Origin of the sequence: Agrobacterium sp. AGB01 (assembly GCF_014851585.1) — a bacterium.
Taxonomy (GTDB): Bacteria; Pseudomonadota; Alphaproteobacteria; order Rhizobiales; family Rhizobiaceae; genus Agrobacterium.
Map to the genome: position 1 here is coordinate 646,153 of NZ_JACVAB010000001.1, position 18,717 is coordinate 664,869.

Here is an 18,717-nt window from a genome sequence, read left to right on the forward strand (position 1 = left end):
GACATGTCTCACGGATTTGGAAGTGAAGTTAACGATAGCCAAAACAGCGAAACAAAGTCTGCGGAAGGCTTGTTGGCGGCGACCCTAGGTTCCGTTGGTGTCGTCTATGGCGACATCGGAACCAGCCCGCTTTATGCCTTCCGGGAAGCCCTGAAGCCAATCGCAGAGGACGGCGTAACCCGGATCGAGATCATCGGCCTGATTTCCCTGATGATCTGGGCTTTGACGATCATCGTGACATTTAAATATGTGACGCTGCTGTTGCGTGCTGACAATGACGGCGAAGGCGGTACATTATCTCTGTTGGCTATGTTGATGAAGACGGCCGGCTCCAGACGGGCAACATTGATTTTCCTTGGACTGGTGGGTGCGGCGCTGTTTCTTGGCGACGCCATGATCACACCAGCCCTTTCGGTCCTCTCGGCCGTTGAGGGCCTCAAGCTCGTCACACCTGCCATGGATGAGTTTGTCATCCCGATCTCGGTTGCCATTCTGGTCGCATTGTTTGCCATACAGTCACACGGCACCAGCACGGTCGCGAAATTTTTCGGTCCAATCACCGTCCTGTGGTTTCTGGTCATGGGTGGCGTTGGTGTCATGCACATCTCGGATGACTTTGGAATTCTTGCCGCGTTCAATCCGCTCTACGCAGCAGAGTTCCTGCTACGAGAAGGATTTCTGGGTGTCGTCGTTTTGGGCGCGGTGTTCCTGACCGTTACCGGTGCCGAAGCACTTTATGCGGATCTCGGGCATTTCGGTCGGCGTCCTATCCAGCTAGCATGGTTCCTGCTGGTTTTTCCGGCGTTGACGTTGAACTATCTCGGGCAGGGGGCCTTTGTGCTCAAAACGCCTGAGGCCATGTCCAACCCGTTTTACCTGATGTTCCCGCAATGGGCATTGCTGCCAGCGGTAATCCTTGCGACCGCGGCAACCATTATTGCCAGTCAGGCCGTTATCACCGGCGCCTTCTCGCTTGTCCGGCAGGCTATCAACCTTGGCTATCTGCCGCGTATGGAAATCCTGTTCACATCAGAGACCAATACCGGGCAAATTTATCTGCCGTCGGTCAACACCATTCTGCTTTTGGGTGTCATCGCATTGGTCTTCAGCTTCCAAAGCTCGGATGCACTGGCTACCGCCTATGGCATCTCGGTCACTGGTGCGATGGTCGTCACCAGCCTGATGTTCTTTGAGTTTGTGCGCAGCCGCTGGAACTGGTCGTTGTGGCTGGCACTCGCGGTGCTTTTGCCACTGTTCCTGCTGGAAATGGTGTTTCTTGGCGCTAACTTGCTGAAGGTTCATGATGGCGGTTACGTGCCGGTTATGTTTGCCATTGTCTTCACTATTATAATGTGGACATGGCAGCGCGGTTCCAAAATCCTGTTTGCCAAGACGCGTCGCACAGATGTGCCACTTAAACTGTTCGTGGCTTCGGTCGAAAAGGAAAGTTCGCATGCGCCACTGCGTATTCCCGGCACGGCTATTTTCCTGACCGGTGACCCCGAGACCGCTCCTGCAGCTCTGCTGCATAATCTCAAGCACAACCACGTCCTGCACGAAAAGAACGTCATCCTGACGATCCGCACGGAAGACCAACCGCGCGTTAGTCAGGTGGAACGCTTCACCATGCGGCGGTTAAGCGACCGCTTTATTGTGGTCGAGCTGCATTTCGGCTTCATGGAAACCCAGAACGTCACACAGGCATTGGCCTATCTGCGTCGCGCCGGTTTCAAGTTCGATATCATGTCGACCTCCTTTTATCTCGGACGTCGCAAGCTGGTGCCAGATAAAAACTCCGAAATGCCAACATGGCAGAACCGTCTTTTCATCGGTCTTGCAGAAACAGCCGCTGATCCCTCCGACTATTTCCGCCTCCCTGCCAACCGGGTGGTTGAACTTGGCTCTCACGTGGTGATCTGAAAACGCCCGAAAGAACCTCAAGGCGCGGGCAGGGTGGATGATCACTCTGCTCACCTTATTTTGTGTCTCTCACTGCGTATTGTGCTCACGGCTGGCGTCTCGCTAAGTCGTTCCGCACCGATTCACGAAAACGTGTGCCGATCTTATCTGTCACTTTGTTAAATCCGCTGCGCAGGCGGGCATCTCGTTAACCAAGCATCAAGGTTAACGAACTATTTTTGCTCATATACGAGTTCGTGTCGCTGGCCCCTCCGGTCGCGTCATTTGTGTGTGTCTGCGTGTTTGGAGTGCCGGTTTTGCGTTCAAAAGGTGTGATGCGTCGCGGGTCGTTCATTTCGAGTGGGAAATGGACCTCGCCTTTAGTTCTTGGCCTCGCTGCATGGCTGGCTTTCCCCACTTTGGCATCGCGGGCCGATCTGGCCGCACTGCTTGCCGGCCTTGATGGCGGCAATAGCCAGTGGCGCATGGTATTGACCAACTCGCCGGCTGGCTCGGTCCACTCTGCTTCACTTGCCTTTAATAACGCAGACAGCGCCTCGGCTTCATCCGGTGCAGGCATGACCCTGCCGGACGGCCGCAAGATCGCTTTTGCCGACGACAAGGAAAAACATCCGACAACGCCTGATAGCGAGCGCGTCAATCGCGCCGCCAAGAAGGGCCGCGTTGTCGCACTGGAAATCATGCAGCCACCGCCAGCTTTTACAGCGGGCTCAGTTCTGCAGCGCACAAGCATGATCGACGTCGAACCGCTGAGCCGTAAGGAGCGCCCGTCTTTTGTAAAGTCAAAGCGCGAAAAGCCGGTCGAACTGGCCTCATTCTATTTCCGTCGTGATGAAAAGAAGATGGACAATGGCGTTTCGCCAATGCTTGCGTCGCTGGTCACCAACCGTAACGCGGACGTGCTGGCAACTGCCTATGCACCAGCAGAGCCGGACTTCGCCCGCGAATCTCCTTTCGACGCTATTTTGAAGAAGCCGCAGACCGGACGTTTCATTCCTGATATCGGGCCGGACGACCATGCATGGGCAGCAACGCCACTGCCGCCTGCAGTCTTTTCTGCTGAGGAGCAGCAGTGCCTCTCTTCCGGCATTTATTTTGAAGCCCGTGGAGAATCGGTGAAGGGTCAGGCGGCTGTCGCGCAGGTCATTCTCAACCGAGTTCGCAACCCGACCTACCCGTCAACCATCTGTGGTGTTGTCTATCAGAACAAGGACTGGCGCAATCGTTGCCAGTTCTCCTTTGCCTGCGACAACATCCGTGACCGCGTCAACTCGCAGCGTCACTGGAAAATGGCGCGCGAAATCGCCATGGCCACCACAGCCGGCAAAATCTGGCTGCCGGAAGTTGGTTCTGCAACCCACTACCATGCTGTTTACGTGCGCCCGGCTTGGGGCAAGAGCATGAAAAAAGTCGGTCGTATCGGATTGCACGTGTTTTACCGCACATATGGTGGCGGATGGAGCTGAAATTGTGGCCTGATGGCAACGATTAGTGTGAACAAATCCAGTGATTCCTGTGCGCTGTAGACGCCTGAAACCGGTTTTGAAGTCTAAGCTCATGTTTTTACAGTGTTAATTTGTATTTAATCAAGCGTGTTCAACGCCTTGACTATACGGGCACTCAAAACTATGTTGCGCGCGACTTCAGAACGGGCTGGAACATGTCAAAGCCCTTGCCGTTTACAACCTCAAAGCGTTCTGGCGGTGCTGGAACGAGGGAAGAAAAGGCAGGTGGGACATGAATAGCAACCGTGACGATAGTCTGGAAGAACGCCGTAAACGCCTGGCCAACGAGTTGGCAAAGGTGAAGACGGAGGATGAGGCCGAAGCAGCGGCGGAGAGAAATGCCGGTGAAACACGCAAGGGTTTCGCAATGGCAATGAAGCTGTCTTCTGAGTTCATATCCGCGATCGTGGTTGGCGCCATGCTCGGGTACCTTCTGGACTACTTAGCTGGTACGTCGCCTTGGGGGATGATTATACTTCTTCTTCTCGGCTTCTGTGCAGGTGTATTGAACGTTCTGCGTTCGGCCGGTGTTGTGGCTCAGCCACAATTTTCGGACGATGCGCAGACAAAGAAACAGAATGGGAAAAACAGCCCTTAAAGCTGTTTTTTCAATACGATGAAGAGGCGCCGTTGATGGCGCCAAAGGCAAAGAGGGCAGCCGGTGGCAAACGATCCGACACATCAGTTCGTGGTACAGCCGATTATTCCGATCGAAATCGGTGGGGTCGATTTTTCCTTTACCAACGCATCGCTGTTTATGGTCGCTACTATCGCAGCCGCTTCTGGTTTCCTGTATTTCGCAACATCGAACCGCGGTCTTATCCCGACCCGTTTTCAGTCTGTTGCTGAGATGTCCTACGAGTTTATTGCGTCGATGCTGCGCGAAGGCGCCGGAAGCAAGGGTATGAAGTTCTTCCCCTTTGTTTTCTCGCTGTTCATGTTCGTGCTCACCGCAAACCTGCTCGGCATGTTCCCATACTTCTTCACGATCACCAGCCAGATCATCGTAACCTTCGCACTGGCGTGCCTGGTTATCGGCACGGTCGTCGTTTACGGTTTCTACAAGCACGGTCTTCACTTCCTCGGCGTCTTTGCGCCGGCTGGCGTTCCAAAGGTTCTTTTACCTCTGGTGTCGTCCATCGAGGTGATCTCGTTCCTGTCCCGTCCGATCAGCCTCTCGGTTCGTCTTTTCGCGAACATGCTGGCCGGTCACATCACCCTCAAAGTTTTCGCAGGTTTCGTTGCCACGATGAGCGCTATGGGCGCAGTCGGTATTGGCGGCGCTATTCTGCCACTGATCATGACTGTCGCAATGACTGGTCTGGAATTTCTCGTTGCCTTCCTGCAGGCATACGTCTTCGCGGTACTAACTTGCATGTACCTGAACGACGCCGTGCATGGTGGTCACTGAGAAGTAAAGTCGCTGGCCCCGGTTCCCGGGCGTCAATAAAAGCCGCAACAACCATTTCTAAGGAGCTTAACATGGAAGCGGAAGCAGCAAAGTACATCGGCGCAGGTCTCGCATGCCTTGGCATGGCTGGTACGTCCCTCGCTCTCGGCCGTATCTTCGGTGACTACCTCTCCGGCGCACTGCGCAACCCATCTGCAGCAGACAGCCAGTTCGGCCGTCTGGTATTCGGCTTCGCCGTTACGGAAGCTCTGGGCATCTTCTCGTTGCTCGTCGCTCTTCTTCTGCTGTTCGCTGTCTAATATCGGCAGTGACGTTTATTGATCGCGGCGCGTTTTTTATGCGTGCCGTGATCTTTCGTATTTGCAGTACACCTGGAGGTAAGCATGTTTGTGACCCCGGCTTATGCCGAGTCAACACCGGCTGCTGGTGAAACGCATACGGAAACCGGCGTAGCACAAAGTGCTGAACACGGTTCTGGCGTTTTTCCCCCGTTCGATCAGTCTACATATGCTTCGCAGCTTTTGTGGCTGGCGATTACGTTCGGCCTTTTTTACGTGCTTATGCAAAAGGTCATCGTACCCCGCGTCGGCGGTATTCTTGAAAACCGTCACGGGCGTATAGCGCAGGATCTGGATGAAGCTTCTCGTCTGAATGCTGAAGCCGATGCCGCGATTGAAAGCTATGAAAAAGAACTCGCAGCCGCGAGAGCCAAGGGAAGCTCTATCGCTTCTTCGGCTCGTGACGCAGCCAAGGCTAAAGCCGATGCTGACCGCGCCGCTGTAGAGGCTGAATTGGCTGAAAAGCTGACCGCTGCCGAGCAGCGTATTGCTGGTATCAAGGAAAAGGCATTTGCCGAAGTTGGTGCCATTGCTGAGGAAACAACGACTGCGATCGTTGATCAGCTGATTGGTTCCAAAATCAAGGATACCGATGCGAAGGCGGCTGTCGCTGCCGCTTCCGAAAAGAAGGAGGCGTAACATGGCCTTAGACGCATCATTCTTTGCACTGGTTGGTCTTGTTCTTTTCTTCGTATTGATTGCCTACCTCAAGGTTCCTGGCATGATCGCGAAGTCTCTGGACGAGCGCGCCGACAATATCCGCAATGAACTCGACGAAGCAAAGCGTCTGCGTGAAGAAGCCCAGCACCTGCTGGCTGAATATCAGCGCAAGCGCAAGGATGCCGAAGCAGAAGCTGCAAGCATCGTTGCTGCGGCCGAACGTGAAGCGGCAGCCCTGACAGCTGAAGCCAAGGCCAAGACGGAAGAATTCGTCGCACGCCGTACCGCTCTGTCTGAACAAAAGATCAAGCAGGCTGAAGACGACGCCATTGGTGCAGTTCGTTCCGCAGCTGTTGATCTCGCGATTGCTGCTTCTGAGAAGCTGATTGCAGACAAGTCTACCGCTGCTGTGCAGGGTAAGCTGTTCAAGTCGGCGGTAGGCGAAGTCAAATCTCGTCTGAACTAAGCGGATTGCAGTTTGGATTTTGAAAGGCCGGGGCAACCCGGCCTTTTTTGTATCTGGACGACGGCTGCGCCTGTCTTGGCCATGAGAAGGGTTGATCGGACGGCGTTGCATCGACACCGCCACACCGAACGCTGGCTGCGCAGTCTTGCATTGCCACCTTCCGGCAAGTGCCCGTCTGACCGGCTCGCTCCCGATTGCAATGTTAATACTGGCGCTGTCAGCAGAGTTTCACGACAAACTCGGGCTTGGGTTGTCTCACGACGGCGTAACTGTCGGCCTTGCTCAATCAAGACATGGCGGCATAGGTGGTAAGGCTTAATCCTGACGCAGAGGGCGAAAACTCATGCGATGCAATGGGCAGGCGCCATGTTGTTCAATCGCCTGCCTGTGAGCCGCTGTGCCGTAACCTGCGTGCCCTGCGAAACCATAATGCGGGAACAGTTCTCCAGCCTGCTCCATCATTCTGTCTCGCATCACTTTGGCGACGATGGAGGCCGCTGCAATCGAGACGGATCGTGCATCGCCCTTGATCACGGCGCGGCCGGGGCAGGCTATGCCAGGCGGTACGTCACGACCATCGGCTAGGATGATGGCAGGTGATGTCGTCAGACCCAGGATTGACCGACGCATGGCATCAAGGCTGGCGCGCAAGATATTCATGTCGTCAATTCTTGTCGGTGAGGACGAGGCAATGGAGACGATTGAGGTCTTGAGGATAAGTTCGAAAAGGCTTTCCCGTTTGCCTTTGGAAAGCTGTTTGGAATCGTTCAGCCCTGGCGGAATATTGTTGGGATCGAGAATGACTGCTGCTGCCACCACCGGACCGGCCAAGGGGCCACGTCCTGCTTCATCCGTGCCTGCAACTGGCCAGAAACCTTGTTTTTGGCATTCGGTCTCAATGCTGAAATCCGGTCCAGTCAGCTGGAAATCAAAAAGGGCAGGAGAGTCGGGAGGCATACGCTTTTTCATGCGGCGGAAACTCGCATGCCAACCCGATCTCCTGCAAGCCCCGGTGCGATGATAATTGCAGCAAATACCCGAGCGGCGGCAACGGTGGTTCTGCTGGCGGCTCCTGTCTTCATGACAGATGCGGCGGGGTCATCACAAAGCGGTCCGGGGATCGGTTCGCGGCAGGGACGACGCGAACGATATCTTTCAAACGCATTCAGCCTTTGATCTGGCAATGAGACCCAGGAAGTGTGGATGTCACTGAAGACTGTGCTGAGGTTGGACGTGGTTCAGAGAAGCGAAAGCTGCACGCCGGCACCTCCCGGAGGAACGAACAGGTCATCGCGCAAATGGATGCCACGACGCACCATGCCAAGGCGTTTGGTGGCCATCTCGAACCGTCTGCCGATCTGCCAAGCGTAGGGACCGGCACCCTTCATGCGCTTGCCAAATTCCGCGTCATAATCCTTGCCATCCCGCATGGAGCGGATGAGCGACATGACGTGGCGGTAGCGGTCGGGATAATTGCGCAACAGCCAATCGCGAAACAGCGGGCTGACTTCGAGAGGCAGCCGCAGCAGCACATAACTGGCTTCAGTGGCACCGGCAGCCTTGGCCGAATCGAGAATCCGTTCGATCTCGTGATCATTCAGTGCGGGAATGACCGGGGCGACCATGACGGATGTCGGAATGCCTGCCTCGGTCAGTGCCTTGATGGCTTCAAGCCGCTTTTCCGGCGTCGAGGCACGCGGCTCCATTGAGCGCGCTAGCTTCTTGTCCAGCGTCGTCACGGACAAGGCAACCTTGGCCAGGCCCTTCTTTGCCAGTGGTGCAAGGATATCGATATCGCGTGTTACCAGAGCCGACTTCGTCACGATAGCAACTGGATGCTCCGCCTCAGCCAGAACTTCGAGGATCTGTCGCATGATGCGCCATTCTCTCTCGATGGGCTGGTAGGGGTCCGTGTTTGTGCCAATGGCCAGTGTGCGTGGTTTGTACCCGGGTTTCGCCAGCTCGCGCTCCAGCAGTTTCGCTGCATCGGGCTTGGCAAAAAGCCGTGCTTCAAAATCGATGCCAGCCGACAGGCCCATATAGCTGTGGGTGGGACGGGCAAAACAATAGATGCAGCCATGTTCGCAACCACGGTACGGATTGATAGAGCGATCAAAGGGAATGTCAGGCGATTCATTGCGTGTGATGATGGAACGTGGCTTTTCAACCTGCACCTCAGTTTTGAAGGCAGGCAGGTCTTCCAGTGTCTGCCAGCCATCATCAAAGGCTTCGCGTTGTTCTGTCTCAAAGCGACCGGATGGATTAAGCCCGGCGCCACGCCCTCGGCGACGATCAATTTCGATACGCAGGCCGGATACATTTGCAAGTGCGTTGGCAATATCTGCCGTATGGGCAGGCGCGAATGCGCTTTGCCCCGAAAGCATATGGTTTGTCATCTGGTTGCTCCGTGCGAAAACGACTCTTCGCTTCGATGATTAAATTCCTAAAACATTCATGAGAACATTACAAGAACAAAATGCGCAAACAGATTGTGGCAATTTATGATCTGATACGATAATGCTAGGTTGCATAGGACATCAGGGGTTTGGACTGCGGCATGAGGGAAGATCGTTCGGTTTCAGAAGCAAGACCACGGATGGAATTGATGTCCATCAAGGTTTTGCAAAACAGAACTGACCGACTTTCACCAGGCTTAAGTGCTTCGATGCGACCTTCCGCAATCGCTGGCGATTGGGTCCACCCATGCTGACGGTGATCATGGAATGCCGGGATCAGGAACCTGAGTTGGCTCACACCCTGTCCACGCTGGTATCCGGCGCGGTCGAAGGGCTGGTAAGCGACGTTGTGATCTTGGATCATGGTTCGCGTGATGGCTCATCGCATGTTGCCGATGCAGCCGGTTGCCGCTTTCATGTCCAGTGGGACATTAATGACATCGTACAATCGGTACGCGGCGAATGGCTGTTGCTGCTGGAACCGGGAGCACGTCCGCAAACCGGTTGGATTGAAGACATTCAGGAATACGTGGCGCTGAACAGGGTGCCCGCCAAATTCACGCCGTCGCGCAATTACCGGCGGCCATTTTTTCGACGCCTTTTTCAGAAACCGCAACCGCTGGAATATGGGCTGCTTTTGCCGAAGAAGCAGGCGGTCAGCCTGGCGAAATCCAACATGGCGCTTGCGCATTTCACCAAAGGCCAGAAACTGCGCCGCCTGAGTGCGGAGATCATCCCTTCATGGGTGGTGACGGAAGCGCGGGAAGGCCGCTAACGGCCTCAGCAAAATTACCCGCGTTTCAGATGTTCATCCAACCGCGGCATGATTTCCACGAAGTTGCAGGGCATGTGACGGTAATCGAGCTGTGCTTTTAATATGCCGTCCCACGCATCCTTGCAGGCACCGGGAGAGCCAGGCAGCACGAAAATATAGGTGGCATTGGCCACACCACCAGTCGCCCGAGATTGGATTGTCGACGTTCCGATCTTGTCGTAGGAAATGCGATGAAACACTTCAGAAAAACCGTCCATGCGTTTTTCAAACAGGGGCTCCAATGCCTCCGGTGTCACGTCACGTCCGGTAAAACCTGTGCCCCCAGTGGTAATCACCACATCGACACCCTCTGACAGGGTCCAGTCACGCACCGTGTTGAAAATCGCCTCGCGATCATCAGCGACGATGGCGCGGTCCGCCAGCCTGTGACCGGCCTCGGTTATTCTCGCAACCAGCGTGTCACCGGACTTGTCATTGTCCAGCGTGCGCGTATCGGAAACTGTCAAAACGGCAATATTGACCGGGATAAACGGGCGAGACGTATCGCTCATGGCTGCGCTTCCTGTTTTGTCATGGTTGCCTTGAAGTACCAGTCCGGCCGTTGTGCTGCCAGTGATGCCTCAACCTGTCGTGCGACCTCGAAAGAGGGGAATATCCCGAAACAGGTGGCGCCGGAGCCGGACATCCGCACCAGCGTGGCACCATGTTGTTTCAACAGGTCTGACACATCCCGGATGACCGGCAGGGCTGAAATCGCAGGCGCCTCGAGATCATTGCGCAAATTATGGATGAAAGTCTGCCAATCGTCTTTGTTCTGCGGCAAGACGTTTGGAACGGGCGGATTGTTCTTCGTCTGCAGCCTGCGGAAAATCTCCGGTGTTGAGACACCTGTCAAAGGGTTTGCCAGCACCATCGCAAATGTCGGTAGCTGCGGCAGCAGGGTCAACTCTTCACCAATGCCACGCGCCATCAGCGGCATTCCGGCAAAACACATAGGTACATCGGCACCAAGCGACAGGGCAATCGTGTCAAGTGTTTCATTGGGGATGGAGCAGCGCCAGAACCGCAGAAGCCCACGCAGCGCCGCTGCGGCATCAGCCGAACCACCACCGATGCCCGACGCAATTGGCAGGTTCTTTTCCAGATGAATGGCCACGGCCGGTGCTTGCTGTCCAGTGGCGATCACAGCTTGACGCAAAAGATCACGTGCACGCAACACCAGATTATCGGTCAAACCGTCATTGTTGGCGAGTACAGCGGAAAAGGGGCCGGAGATTGAAAATCGATCTGCATCGTCGGCTGCAAAGGACAGCCGGTCACCAGCATCAGCGAATGTGACCAGCGTTTCCAGCAGATGATAGCCATCTGCCCGTTGCCCCACCACGTGCAGGGCAAGGTTGATTTTGGCCGGAGCGGTTTCGTAAAACTCCGCCGCTCCGGAAAAAGACTGAACTGGCATGCGGTTGATCAGGATTTCTTGTCAGGCACAGGAGCAACCGGTTCTTCCGGTTTCACATCCTTTTTGGCCGTGTTTTCGGCATCCTTTTCCAGCGGCGGCAGGCCGTTGGCGATCTTTTCCTTGACCTTCGCCTTATCGACGTCATCGCTGTCGCCAATCAGTGCGCGGTTCCACTGGTAAACGGCTTCAACTTTGCGGCCAACACGCCAGTAAACATCACCAAGGTGGTCGTTGATGGTCGGGTCGCCAGCACGCAGCTCGATGGCGCGTTCCAGTTCGACCACAGCTTCATCAAACTGGCCAAGACGGTAATGAGCCCAGCCAAGCGAATCGACGATGTAACCGTCATTCGGGCGCAACTCGACCGCGCGACGGATCATGTCCATCGCGTCATCAAGGTTGAGGTTTTTATCGACCCAGGAATAACCGAGGTAATTGAGAACCTGCGGCTGCTCAGGATTAAGCTCCAGAGCCTTCTTGAAGTTTGGCTCGGCCTGATCCCATTCCTTCAAGCGTTCATAGGCAATGCCGCGCTGGAAATAGACGGCCCAATCACCACGTTTTGCCACTGGTCCGAGGATTTCAACGGCTTTGTCGTAGTTCTCCGCCATTGCCTTGTAGTCCTTGGCATCTGAGAGAACGCTACCATAGGCGAGGTAACTGCGAATATCCTTCGGGTCAGATGCCAGCAGCGACTTCAAATGTTCGCGGGCTTCATCAACCTTACCCGTCTGGGCAAGAGTCAGACCAAGCTGCAACTCCGAAATGCGGTGCATCGGCGATGTCGCAGGCACTTTCGAATAAAAATCGATAGCACGTTCCGGCTGCTTGAGGTTCTCCGCAAGGCCACCCAGCAGGATCAACGTATCGGCACTTTTCGAATCCAGTTCATGGGCAATCTGCAGGTAGAGCGTCACGATCTCTTCCGCGCCTTCGCGGTTCAACGCACCGGCAATGGAAAACAGAACCGCGGAAGCACCTTCGGTCGCAGTGGTGACCTGCTGTTCCGGCTTTTCACCCTTTTCGATGCTTTCGCGCAGGGCCTTCAGCGGGGCATAGTTGTTGGCAAAATCATCGCCAACCGAAATGGCATCCAGTGCCTTCTGTTTGTTGCCGGCTTTTGCTTCCAGGCGGGCAAGAGCCATCACGGCGCGCATATAGGTATCGCTGGCGGTGGCGCCGCCTTCGCGGTCGGTGATCGCGGCGTTCAGTCGGCTGCGTGCAACTTCAACATTGCCTGCTACCAGCGCCATGGCGCCTGCATGGTAATTTTTGAAAATCGCGTACCAGCCGGGGCCTTTCATACCATCGATCATCGCAAGGGCTTCCTTGCTTTTGCCCGCACCGGCATTCGCCCAGGCGATCAGCAGCGTATTGACCATTTTGTCGAGGTCGTTCGGGCCGGTATATTTCAGCAGCTTTTCAGCTGAGGTGAATTCCTTTTTGCGCATCGCATCAAGGGCGCGAACGATGGTGGTTACGCGCTCGACGGAAGAATCGTTCTTGAGGCTTTCTGCGATTTTTGCACCCGCATCGAAATTGCCGTTCAGCAATTGTGCAATCATCAAACGCTGGCGGATTTCCGAATTGGCCGGATCGAAGTCAAGAGCCTTGGTGTAAAGTGTAATTGCCGTGTCGTAATCCTGATCAACGTCAGCGGTGCGGGCCGCCAGAAACGCTCCGGAAAATGAGTTGACGCTGGCCGGATCGAAGGTTTCGGCTTTTTCCGCAGGTTTCGTTTCAGCGCTGGCCGTTCCCGGTACCGCCCCCAAGGTGAGAGAGGCGACAAAAGCCACGCCACAGAGAAAACGAAATGCTGGTTTGCGCCGCATGTGGAAACCCTTGATTGGTGCCGAAGCACTGAAAATACAACTTTCCATTCTTCGTCACAACAGAATGGCTTTTTTGGAGCAGGCCCGCAACCAAATCGATTTTTGGTTGCGGGATGCTGGGGAAATGACGTTCCGAGAAAAGGCGCACGGGTGGTTCAAAATCACACCGGGCGGTTTTTTCCGGTTCAGTTCACGCGCTCGATGCAGAAGTCGATGACTTCCATCAGCGCAGACTTCCAGGGCGTTTCAGGCAACGGTGCAAGCGCATCGCGTGCAATCGTCCCGTAGTGGACGGCGCGGGTGATCGTATCTGAAAGGCCGTTATATTTGCCGATCAGGCCGAGGGCTTTTTCGAGGTTCTCGTTGGAGCTTTCGCCATTTTCAATGGCGTTTTTCCAGAACTGTCGCTCTTCCGGGCTGCCACGACGGTAGGACAGAATGACCGGAAGTGTGATCTTGCCTTCACGGAAATCGTCACCGACGTTTTTGCCGAGGTCGGCGGCCTTGCCACCGTAATCGAGAACGTCATCGACCAGCTGGAAGGCCAGACCGAGGTTCATGCCGTAGGACTTCAGTGCATTGCGCTCAGCCTTGGTGGTCTTGGCCACAATAGGGCCAACTTCGGCGGCGGCTGCAAACAACGCTGCAGTTTTGGCGCGGATAACAGAGAGGTAATCGTCTTCTGTTGTTTCCATGTTCTTGGCAACGGAAAGCTGCAGCACTTCGCCTTCGGCGATAACAGAAGCGGCGGTAGACAGAACATCCAAAGCATCGAGAGAGCCGACTTCCACCATCATGCGGAAGGCTTGGCCAAGCAGAAAGTCGCCAACCAGAACGCTGGCCTGGTTACCCCATATGGTGCGCGCCGTGGACTTGCCGCGGCGCAGATCGCTTTCGTCCACCACGTCATCATGCAGGAGGGTGGCCGTATGCATGAACTCGACGCTTGTTGCCAGCTTGATGTGATGATCGCCCGTATAACCAAACATCGCTGCAGAGGCGAGGGTAAGCATGGGACGCAGACGTTTGCCACCGGAGGAAATCAGATGATTGGCAACCTCCGGGATCATCTGCACATCCGAACCGGCCTTGGAAAGAATAAGCTGGTTTACCCGTTCCATGTCTGCTTTTGTCAGCTCGACGAGCGGTTTTACGGATGCGTGTTTGTTTTTGCTCTCTTCAAGCGGTATGACGATGCCCAACGGCCCGGACTCCTGTTCATAATTTCGATTGGACAATAGAAAGGGGCGCTTGGCGCGGCAAGGGGCGAATTGCCACTGGGCATTCAAAATTATGGGATTATCGTTGATATGCTGGAAATAATCCGCACAAACGATGCGGTTCTTCTGTCCTTCGTGGAAACACTTTTGAGTGAGGCGGGGATTCATTGCATGATAGCAGACCAGTCCATGAGCATATTGGAAGGGTCGCTAGGCCTTCTGCCTCGGCGTTTTCTTGTTGAGGAAGGGCGTGCAGAAGAGGCGCGTACCATCCTGCGTGAGGCGGGACTGGGCGCTGAATTGCGTGACGAAAAGGCCTGAGGCAAGCGATGTCTGAGGTCGATGCGGACACAATCGATGCTTTTCATCGCGGACGGTTTCTGGTGGTGCAGCCCAAGGGGCGTGGCCACCGTTCCGGCATGGATGCTATGTTACTTGCCTCGCTGGTCGCGGATGACAGGCCGTGCAGAGTGGCGGATCTTGGTGCTGGTGCAGGTGCTGCTGGCATGGCAGTTGCCTCACGTCTGGAGCAGGCTGAAGTCTTCCTGTTCGAACGCTCGGACGAAATGGTTGCCTTTGCTGAGCGCAGCCTGAAACTTTCCGAAAACGCCTATTTTGCGAACCGCGTTTGCGTGCATGAGGCCGATGTCACCTTGCGGGCCAAAGCGCGCGCAGCAGCCGGATTGCAGGACAATTATTTTGATCATGTGATCATGAACCCACCCTTCAATGACGCCTCGGACAGGCGCACGCCGGATGGACTGAAGGCGCAGGCGCATGCCATGACGGAAACATTGTTTGAGGACTGGCTGCGAACGGCTGCCGCTGTGCTCATGCCCGGAGGCCAGCTTTCCCTTATCGCCAGACCGGAATCGGTTGGTGAACTGATAAGTGCCTGCGGCAAACGTTTTGGCGGGCTGGAAGTAACGCTTGTTCATCCGCGTCCGGGCCAAAATGCCGTGCGGGTTCTGGTGACCGCCATCAAGGGGTCACGAGCTCGCCTGTCTTTCCGCGCAGCGTTGGTCATGCATGCAGAAGAAGGCCACGCCTTCTCCAGTTTCGTGGATGATCTTAGTAACGGCCGTGCGGCCTATGCGCGCAAGCCTCTGAAAGGCGCGTAAAAACTGCGCTTTTTTTAACCATTGCCATTGCGTTTGACGCTTCGATGCATACATCACCAAACGAGAGCAGGATGCATCATGCTTGCTGAAAACCGGTGCGGTTTTCGCAGAGCGGCATCCGCAAATGTGTAGCAGTGAGGCAGGTGTATGGCAGGTTTATTGAGGCGGCTTTTGCCCAAACGTTTTCGCAAACGGGAAACTGTGATCCCGGTTGTGAGAATGCATGGGGCTATCATGGCAGGCGGCAGCCAGTTCCGTCCCGCCCTTAACCTTGCCACCTATGCGCCATTGCTTGAAAAAGCCTTTGCCAGAAAGGATGCACCGGTTGTCGCGATTTCTTTGAACTCGCCGGGTGGATCGCCGGTTCAGTCGCGCATGATTTATCAGCGCATTCGCATGCTGGCGGAAGAAAATGACAAGAAGGTTCTGATTTTTGTGGAAGACGTGGCCGCATCCGGTGGTTACATGATCGCCCTTGCCGGTGACGAGATCATTGCCGATCCGACATCGATTGTGGGTTCGATCGGCGTTGTTTCTGGCGGGTTCGGTTTCCCGGAGCTGCTGAAGAAGATCGGTGTCGAACGGCGCGTTTATACTGCCGGTGAAAACAAGGCGATCCTTGATCCTTTTCAGCCAGAAAAGGAAAGCGATGTCGAATATCTGAAAACCCTGCAGATCGAAATTCACAAGGTTTTCATGGACATGGTGCGTATGCGCCGTGGCGATAAGCTGGCCGATGATCCCTATATTTTCTCCGGCCTGTTCTGGACCGGTATGCGTGGTCTCGACCTTGGCCTGATTGATGGGCTTGGCGACATGCGGGACGTGCTGCGTCGCCGTTACGGCAAGAAAGTAAAGTTGGAGCTGATAACCGGTGCACGCAGCCTTTTTGGCAAACGGGTTCCGGGCGTATCGCTGAACGCGGAACACATTGCCGCAGCTTCTGTTGCAGGACTTGCAGAGGTGGCTGAAGAAAAGGCATTGTGGGGACGTTTCGGTCTGTAATCCGCCTCGCGTCGAAACGTGAGGCTGTTTCAAAGCCCGACATCAAACAAAAAGACAAGGCAGCGGGAAACGCCAATTTCATCCGCTGCTTTTGGCCAATCGTGCCAAGGGGAACGCAGTATGGCGCAAATTATATTTCTGGTGGTGCTGATTGGCGGGGCTCTTCTTTTGTATCGGCGGTTTATTTCCGATGCGGAAAAGCTGGCTGCACGCTCGCGTCAGGAGCGCAAGGAAAAGGAAACCGGCGCAACCGGCACCTTGGTCAAGGACCCGGAAACCGGTGAATATCGTCTCAAAAAGGACGATGAGGATTAAGTTGAGTATATCAAAATGGGAAACGCAACCATTATGATACGAATTAACTATTTCAACCAGTAGTTTCCAAATGGTGCATGACTTATGCAAATATCCGCCTGATTATTTTGGGGGCGTATTTTGCAAAAGATCCATTCCATCCAGGTCCTGAGAGCGCTGGCTGCACTTTCTGTTGTGTTTTTCCATGTGATTGGAGAGGCTTTTACAATAGGCGCAGCCGGTGTGGACGTATTCTTCGTCATCTCCGGCTTCGTCATGGGAACGTTTGCCATCAACGCGACGCCCGGGCAGTTCCTCTATCATCGTGTTCTACGCATTGTTCCGCTATACTGGGCGGTGACGGTTGTCATGTGCCTTGGTGCAATGGCTGGCGTGTTTTCCAGCTTCGGCTTCACCGCTGACCAGCTTTGGAAATCGCTGCTGTTCGTGCCTTATGTCAATGAAACCGGCATGCTGGCACCTCTGGTCATGGTGGGCTGGACGCTCAACATGGAAATGTTCTTCTATCTGGTCTTTGCCGTTGGCCTTGCCTTGCGTGCACCGATGTCCGTCACCGCCGGTTTTCTTCTTGCCATGGCGGCTGGTGGACAGATCATGGAATGGCAATCGCCGGTCATGCAGGTCTGGACCTCACCGCTTCTCATCGAATTCCTGTCGGGTCTATTCCTGTCGCAACTGATCCTGAAATGGAAAAGTGGTGGTCTGATCGCGATTGGACTTTCCTTTGTAGGCTTTGCAATTGCCGCCGCCACCGGTGAACAGACAGGACTGTTGCGCTTGCTCAGCTGGGGTTTGCCATCCCTGCTGCTGGTTGCCGGCTGCGTCTGGCTTGAAACGGCAGGTGCCTGGCCAAAACGCCTGTTGAAGCGGTTTGAAATTGTCGGTGACGCGTCCTACGCACTTTATCTGACGCACGGGCTGGTTATCTCTGTCGTTCACAAGGTGCTGGGAACCGGTTTCCTGTCGGGTATTGCGGTGCTCATGACGGCGATTGGTGCATCGATCATCATACATCTGATGTTTGAAAAGCCGGTAACGCGGTTCCTGAAAAAGGCATGGTCTTCCGACGGCCGAGCGGTGGTTAGCGCCAGTTGAACAGACAGAGCTGGCTGTGCCTGTGCGCAACCAGCGCCATCAGCTGTTCAGTCTCTGTCCGGCGCGCATAAAACCTTGACCCGTCGCGCCGGTCGTGGCACCTGTCCGCATCCGAAATAAGCAAGTGCTGGCCTATCCCATGACCGACGTTCCAGATCATATGAACCCTAAGCGTTCTTTTCAGGCGCTCATTCTGACGCTCCATAACTACTGGGCTGACAAGGGCTGCGCCGTTTTGCAGCCTTATGATATGGAAGTGGGCGCTGGCACGTTTCACCCGGCAACAACATTGCGCGCCCTCGGCCCAAAACCTTGGAAGGCTGCCTATGTCCAGCCGTCGCGCCGCCCGTCCGATGGCCGTTATGGTGAAAACCCCAACCGCCTGCAGCACTATTACCAGTATCAGGTCATTCTGAAGCCGAACCCGTCCAACCTGCAGGAACTGTATCTCGGCTCGCTGCGCGCCATTGGTCTCGACCCGTTGCTGCACGATGTCCGTTTTGTGGAAGACGATTGGGAAAGCCCGACGCTTGGCGCATGGGGCCTTGGCTGGGAGTGCTGGTGTGACGGCATGGAAGTGTCGCAGTTCACCTATTTCCAACAGGTTTGCGGCATCGAGTGCTCGCCTGTCGCCGGGGAATTGACCTACGGTCTTGAACGTCTGGCCATGTATGTGCAGGGCGTGGACAATGTTTATGACTTGAACTTCAACGGCCGTGAAGGCGACGAGAAGATTTCCTACGGTGATGTCTTCCTGCAGGCAGAGCAGGAATATTCCCGCCACAACTTCGAATTCGCCAACACTGAGATGCTGCATCGCCACTTTATCGATGCCGAGCAGGAGTGCATGGCACTTCTCGCCGCTGGTGCACCGGGCGAACATGATAACCACATGCTGCACAAGTGCGTGTTCCCGGCCTATGATCAGTGCATCAAGGCAAGCCATGTCTTCAACTTGCTGGATGCGCGCGGCGTTATCTCGGTCACCGAGCGCCAGAGCTATATCCTGCGGGTTCGCACGCTGGCCAAGGCCTGTGGTGAAGCATTCCTGCTGACGGATGCCGGCGGCGCAAACTGGAACAAGGCCGCCTGATCGGGCGAACCGTTTGCATGCATAGAAGCAGTGACAATATTTGGAG

At 55.1% G+C, this 18,717-nt stretch carries 21 protein-coding genes; 15 read left to right on the forward strand and 6 right to left on the reverse strand.

Going from position 1 to position 18,717, the window contains the following annotated elements:
- Positions 1-3 precede the first annotated feature (3 nt).
- The 7 genes from IB237_RS03010 (at position 4) to IB237_RS03040 (ending at position 6,300) form a co-directional block, all read left to right on the forward strand.
- Positions 4-1,920 (forward strand): potassium transporter Kup, encoded by a 1,917-nt coding sequence (locus IB237_RS03010; RefSeq protein WP_192487112.1) that lies wholly within the window; start codon positions 4-6, stop codon positions 1,918-1,920.
- A 314-nt stretch (positions 1,921-2,234) separates the two neighbouring features.
- A complete protein-coding gene (locus IB237_RS03015) occupies positions 2,235-3,386 on the forward strand; it encodes a cell wall hydrolase (RefSeq protein ID WP_192487847.1) in 1,152 nt (383 codons plus the stop codon).
- Between the two features lie 271 nt (positions 3,387-3,657).
- Positions 3,658-4,023, forward strand: coding sequence for an AtpZ/AtpI family protein (locus IB237_RS03020; RefSeq protein WP_192487113.1), 366 nt, complete (start codon positions 3,658-3,660; stop codon positions 4,021-4,023).
- 63 nt (positions 4,024-4,086) lie between these two features.
- The gene (locus IB237_RS03025; protein WP_192487114.1) at positions 4,087-4,836 is read left to right on the forward strand and encodes a F0F1 ATP synthase subunit A; all 750 of its coding nucleotides are present in this window, start codon (positions 4,087-4,089) and stop codon (positions 4,834-4,836) included.
- A 71-nt stretch (positions 4,837-4,907) separates the two neighbouring features.
- Positions 4,908-5,135, forward strand: coding sequence for a F0F1 ATP synthase subunit C (locus IB237_RS03030; protein WP_003494147.1), 228 nt, complete (start codon positions 4,908-4,910; stop codon positions 5,133-5,135).
- 84 nt (positions 5,136-5,219) lie between these two features.
- Complete coding sequence (locus IB237_RS03035; protein WP_192487115.1) at positions 5,220-5,813, forward strand: F0F1 ATP synthase subunit B; 594 nt, start codon at positions 5,220-5,222, stop codon at positions 5,811-5,813.
- 1 nt (position 5,814) lies between these two features.
- A complete protein-coding gene (locus tag IB237_RS03040) occupies positions 5,815-6,300 on the forward strand; it encodes a F0F1 ATP synthase subunit B (RefSeq protein ID WP_192487116.1) in 486 nt (161 codons plus the stop codon).
- Positions 6,301-6,615: 315 nt separating this feature from the next.
- On the opposite strand, the gene IB237_RS03045 is transcribed toward IB237_RS03040, so the two are convergent.
- Positions 6,616-7,269 (reverse strand): ribonuclease HII, encoded by a 654-nt coding sequence (locus IB237_RS03045; RefSeq protein ID WP_192487117.1) that lies wholly within the window; start codon positions 7,267-7,269, stop codon positions 6,616-6,618.
- A 15-nt stretch (positions 7,270-7,284) separates the two neighbouring features.
- Between IB237_RS03045 and IB237_RS03050 the strand changes: the two genes are divergently transcribed.
- Positions 7,285-7,476 (forward strand): hypothetical protein, encoded by a 192-nt coding sequence (locus IB237_RS03050; protein ID WP_192487118.1) that lies wholly within the window; start codon positions 7,285-7,287, stop codon positions 7,474-7,476.
- Between the two features lie 62 nt (positions 7,477-7,538).
- Here IB237_RS03050 and IB237_RS03055 read toward each other — a convergent pair whose 3' ends face one another.
- A complete protein-coding gene (locus IB237_RS03055; RefSeq protein ID WP_192487119.1) occupies positions 7,539-8,696 on the reverse strand; it encodes a PA0069 family radical SAM protein in 1,158 nt (385 codons plus the stop codon).
- A gap of 307 nt (positions 8,697-9,003) precedes the next feature.
- Between IB237_RS03055 and IB237_RS03060 the strand changes: the two genes are divergently transcribed.
- Entirely contained in the window at positions 9,004-9,531 is a 528-nt protein-coding gene (locus IB237_RS03060) for a glycosyl transferase (protein ID WP_192487120.1), read from the forward strand.
- A 14-nt stretch (positions 9,532-9,545) separates the two neighbouring features.
- On the opposite strand, the gene moaB is transcribed toward IB237_RS03060, so the two are convergent.
- From moaB to IB237_RS03080, 4 genes are all read right to left on the reverse strand, one after another.
- Positions 9,546-10,082 (reverse strand): molybdenum cofactor biosynthesis protein B, encoded by a 537-nt coding sequence (gene moaB / locus IB237_RS03065; RefSeq protein ID WP_192487121.1) that lies wholly within the window; start codon positions 10,080-10,082, stop codon positions 9,546-9,548.
- Positions 10,079-10,990: a 4-(cytidine 5'-diphospho)-2-C-methyl-D-erythritol kinase gene (locus IB237_RS03070; RefSeq protein WP_192487122.1), complete on the reverse strand. Its 912-nt coding sequence runs from the start codon at positions 10,988-10,990 to the stop codon at positions 10,079-10,081. The genes moaB and IB237_RS03070 overlap by 4 nt, the downstream gene beginning before the upstream one ends.
- A gap of 8 nt (positions 10,991-10,998) precedes the next feature.
- Entirely contained in the window at positions 10,999-12,822 is a 1,824-nt protein-coding gene (locus IB237_RS03075) for a tetratricopeptide repeat protein (protein ID WP_192487123.1), read from the reverse strand.
- A gap of 185 nt (positions 12,823-13,007) precedes the next feature.
- Complete coding sequence (locus IB237_RS03080; RefSeq protein WP_192487124.1) at positions 13,008-14,024, reverse strand: polyprenyl synthetase family protein; 1,017 nt, start codon at positions 14,022-14,024, stop codon at positions 13,008-13,010.
- Between the two features lie 108 nt (positions 14,025-14,132).
- Between IB237_RS03080 and IB237_RS03085 the strand changes: the two genes are divergently transcribed.
- The 6 genes from IB237_RS03085 (at position 14,133) to IB237_RS03110 (ending at position 18,671) form a co-directional block, all read left to right on the forward strand.
- Positions 14,133-14,363 carry a DUF2007 domain-containing protein gene (locus IB237_RS03085; RefSeq protein WP_192487125.1) on the forward strand — a complete coding sequence of 77 codons (231 nt, stop codon included), beginning with the start codon at positions 14,133-14,135 and terminating at the stop codon, positions 14,361-14,363.
- 8 nt (positions 14,364-14,371) lie between these two features.
- Positions 14,372-15,163 (forward strand): tRNA1(Val) (adenine(37)-N6)-methyltransferase, encoded by a 792-nt coding sequence (locus IB237_RS03090; RefSeq protein WP_192487126.1) that lies wholly within the window; start codon positions 14,372-14,374, stop codon positions 15,161-15,163.
- A 147-nt stretch (positions 15,164-15,310) separates the two neighbouring features.
- Positions 15,311-16,168, forward strand: a complete 858-nt coding sequence (locus tag IB237_RS03095; protein ID WP_192487127.1) for a S49 family peptidase — start codon at positions 15,311-15,313, stop codon at positions 16,166-16,168.
- A gap of 120 nt (positions 16,169-16,288) precedes the next feature.
- Positions 16,289-16,483, forward strand: coding sequence for a hypothetical protein (locus tag IB237_RS03100; RefSeq protein ID WP_192487128.1), 195 nt, complete (start codon positions 16,289-16,291; stop codon positions 16,481-16,483).
- 120 nt (positions 16,484-16,603) lie between these two features.
- Positions 16,604-17,578: an acyltransferase gene (locus tag IB237_RS03105; protein ID WP_192487129.1), complete on the forward strand. Its 975-nt coding sequence runs from the start codon at positions 16,604-16,606 to the stop codon at positions 17,576-17,578.
- A 160-nt stretch (positions 17,579-17,738) separates the two neighbouring features.
- Positions 17,739-18,671 carry a glycine--tRNA ligase subunit alpha gene (locus IB237_RS03110; protein WP_192487848.1) on the forward strand — a complete coding sequence of 311 codons (933 nt, stop codon included), beginning with the start codon at positions 17,739-17,741 and terminating at the stop codon, positions 18,669-18,671.
- Positions 18,672-18,717 lie beyond the last annotated feature (46 nt).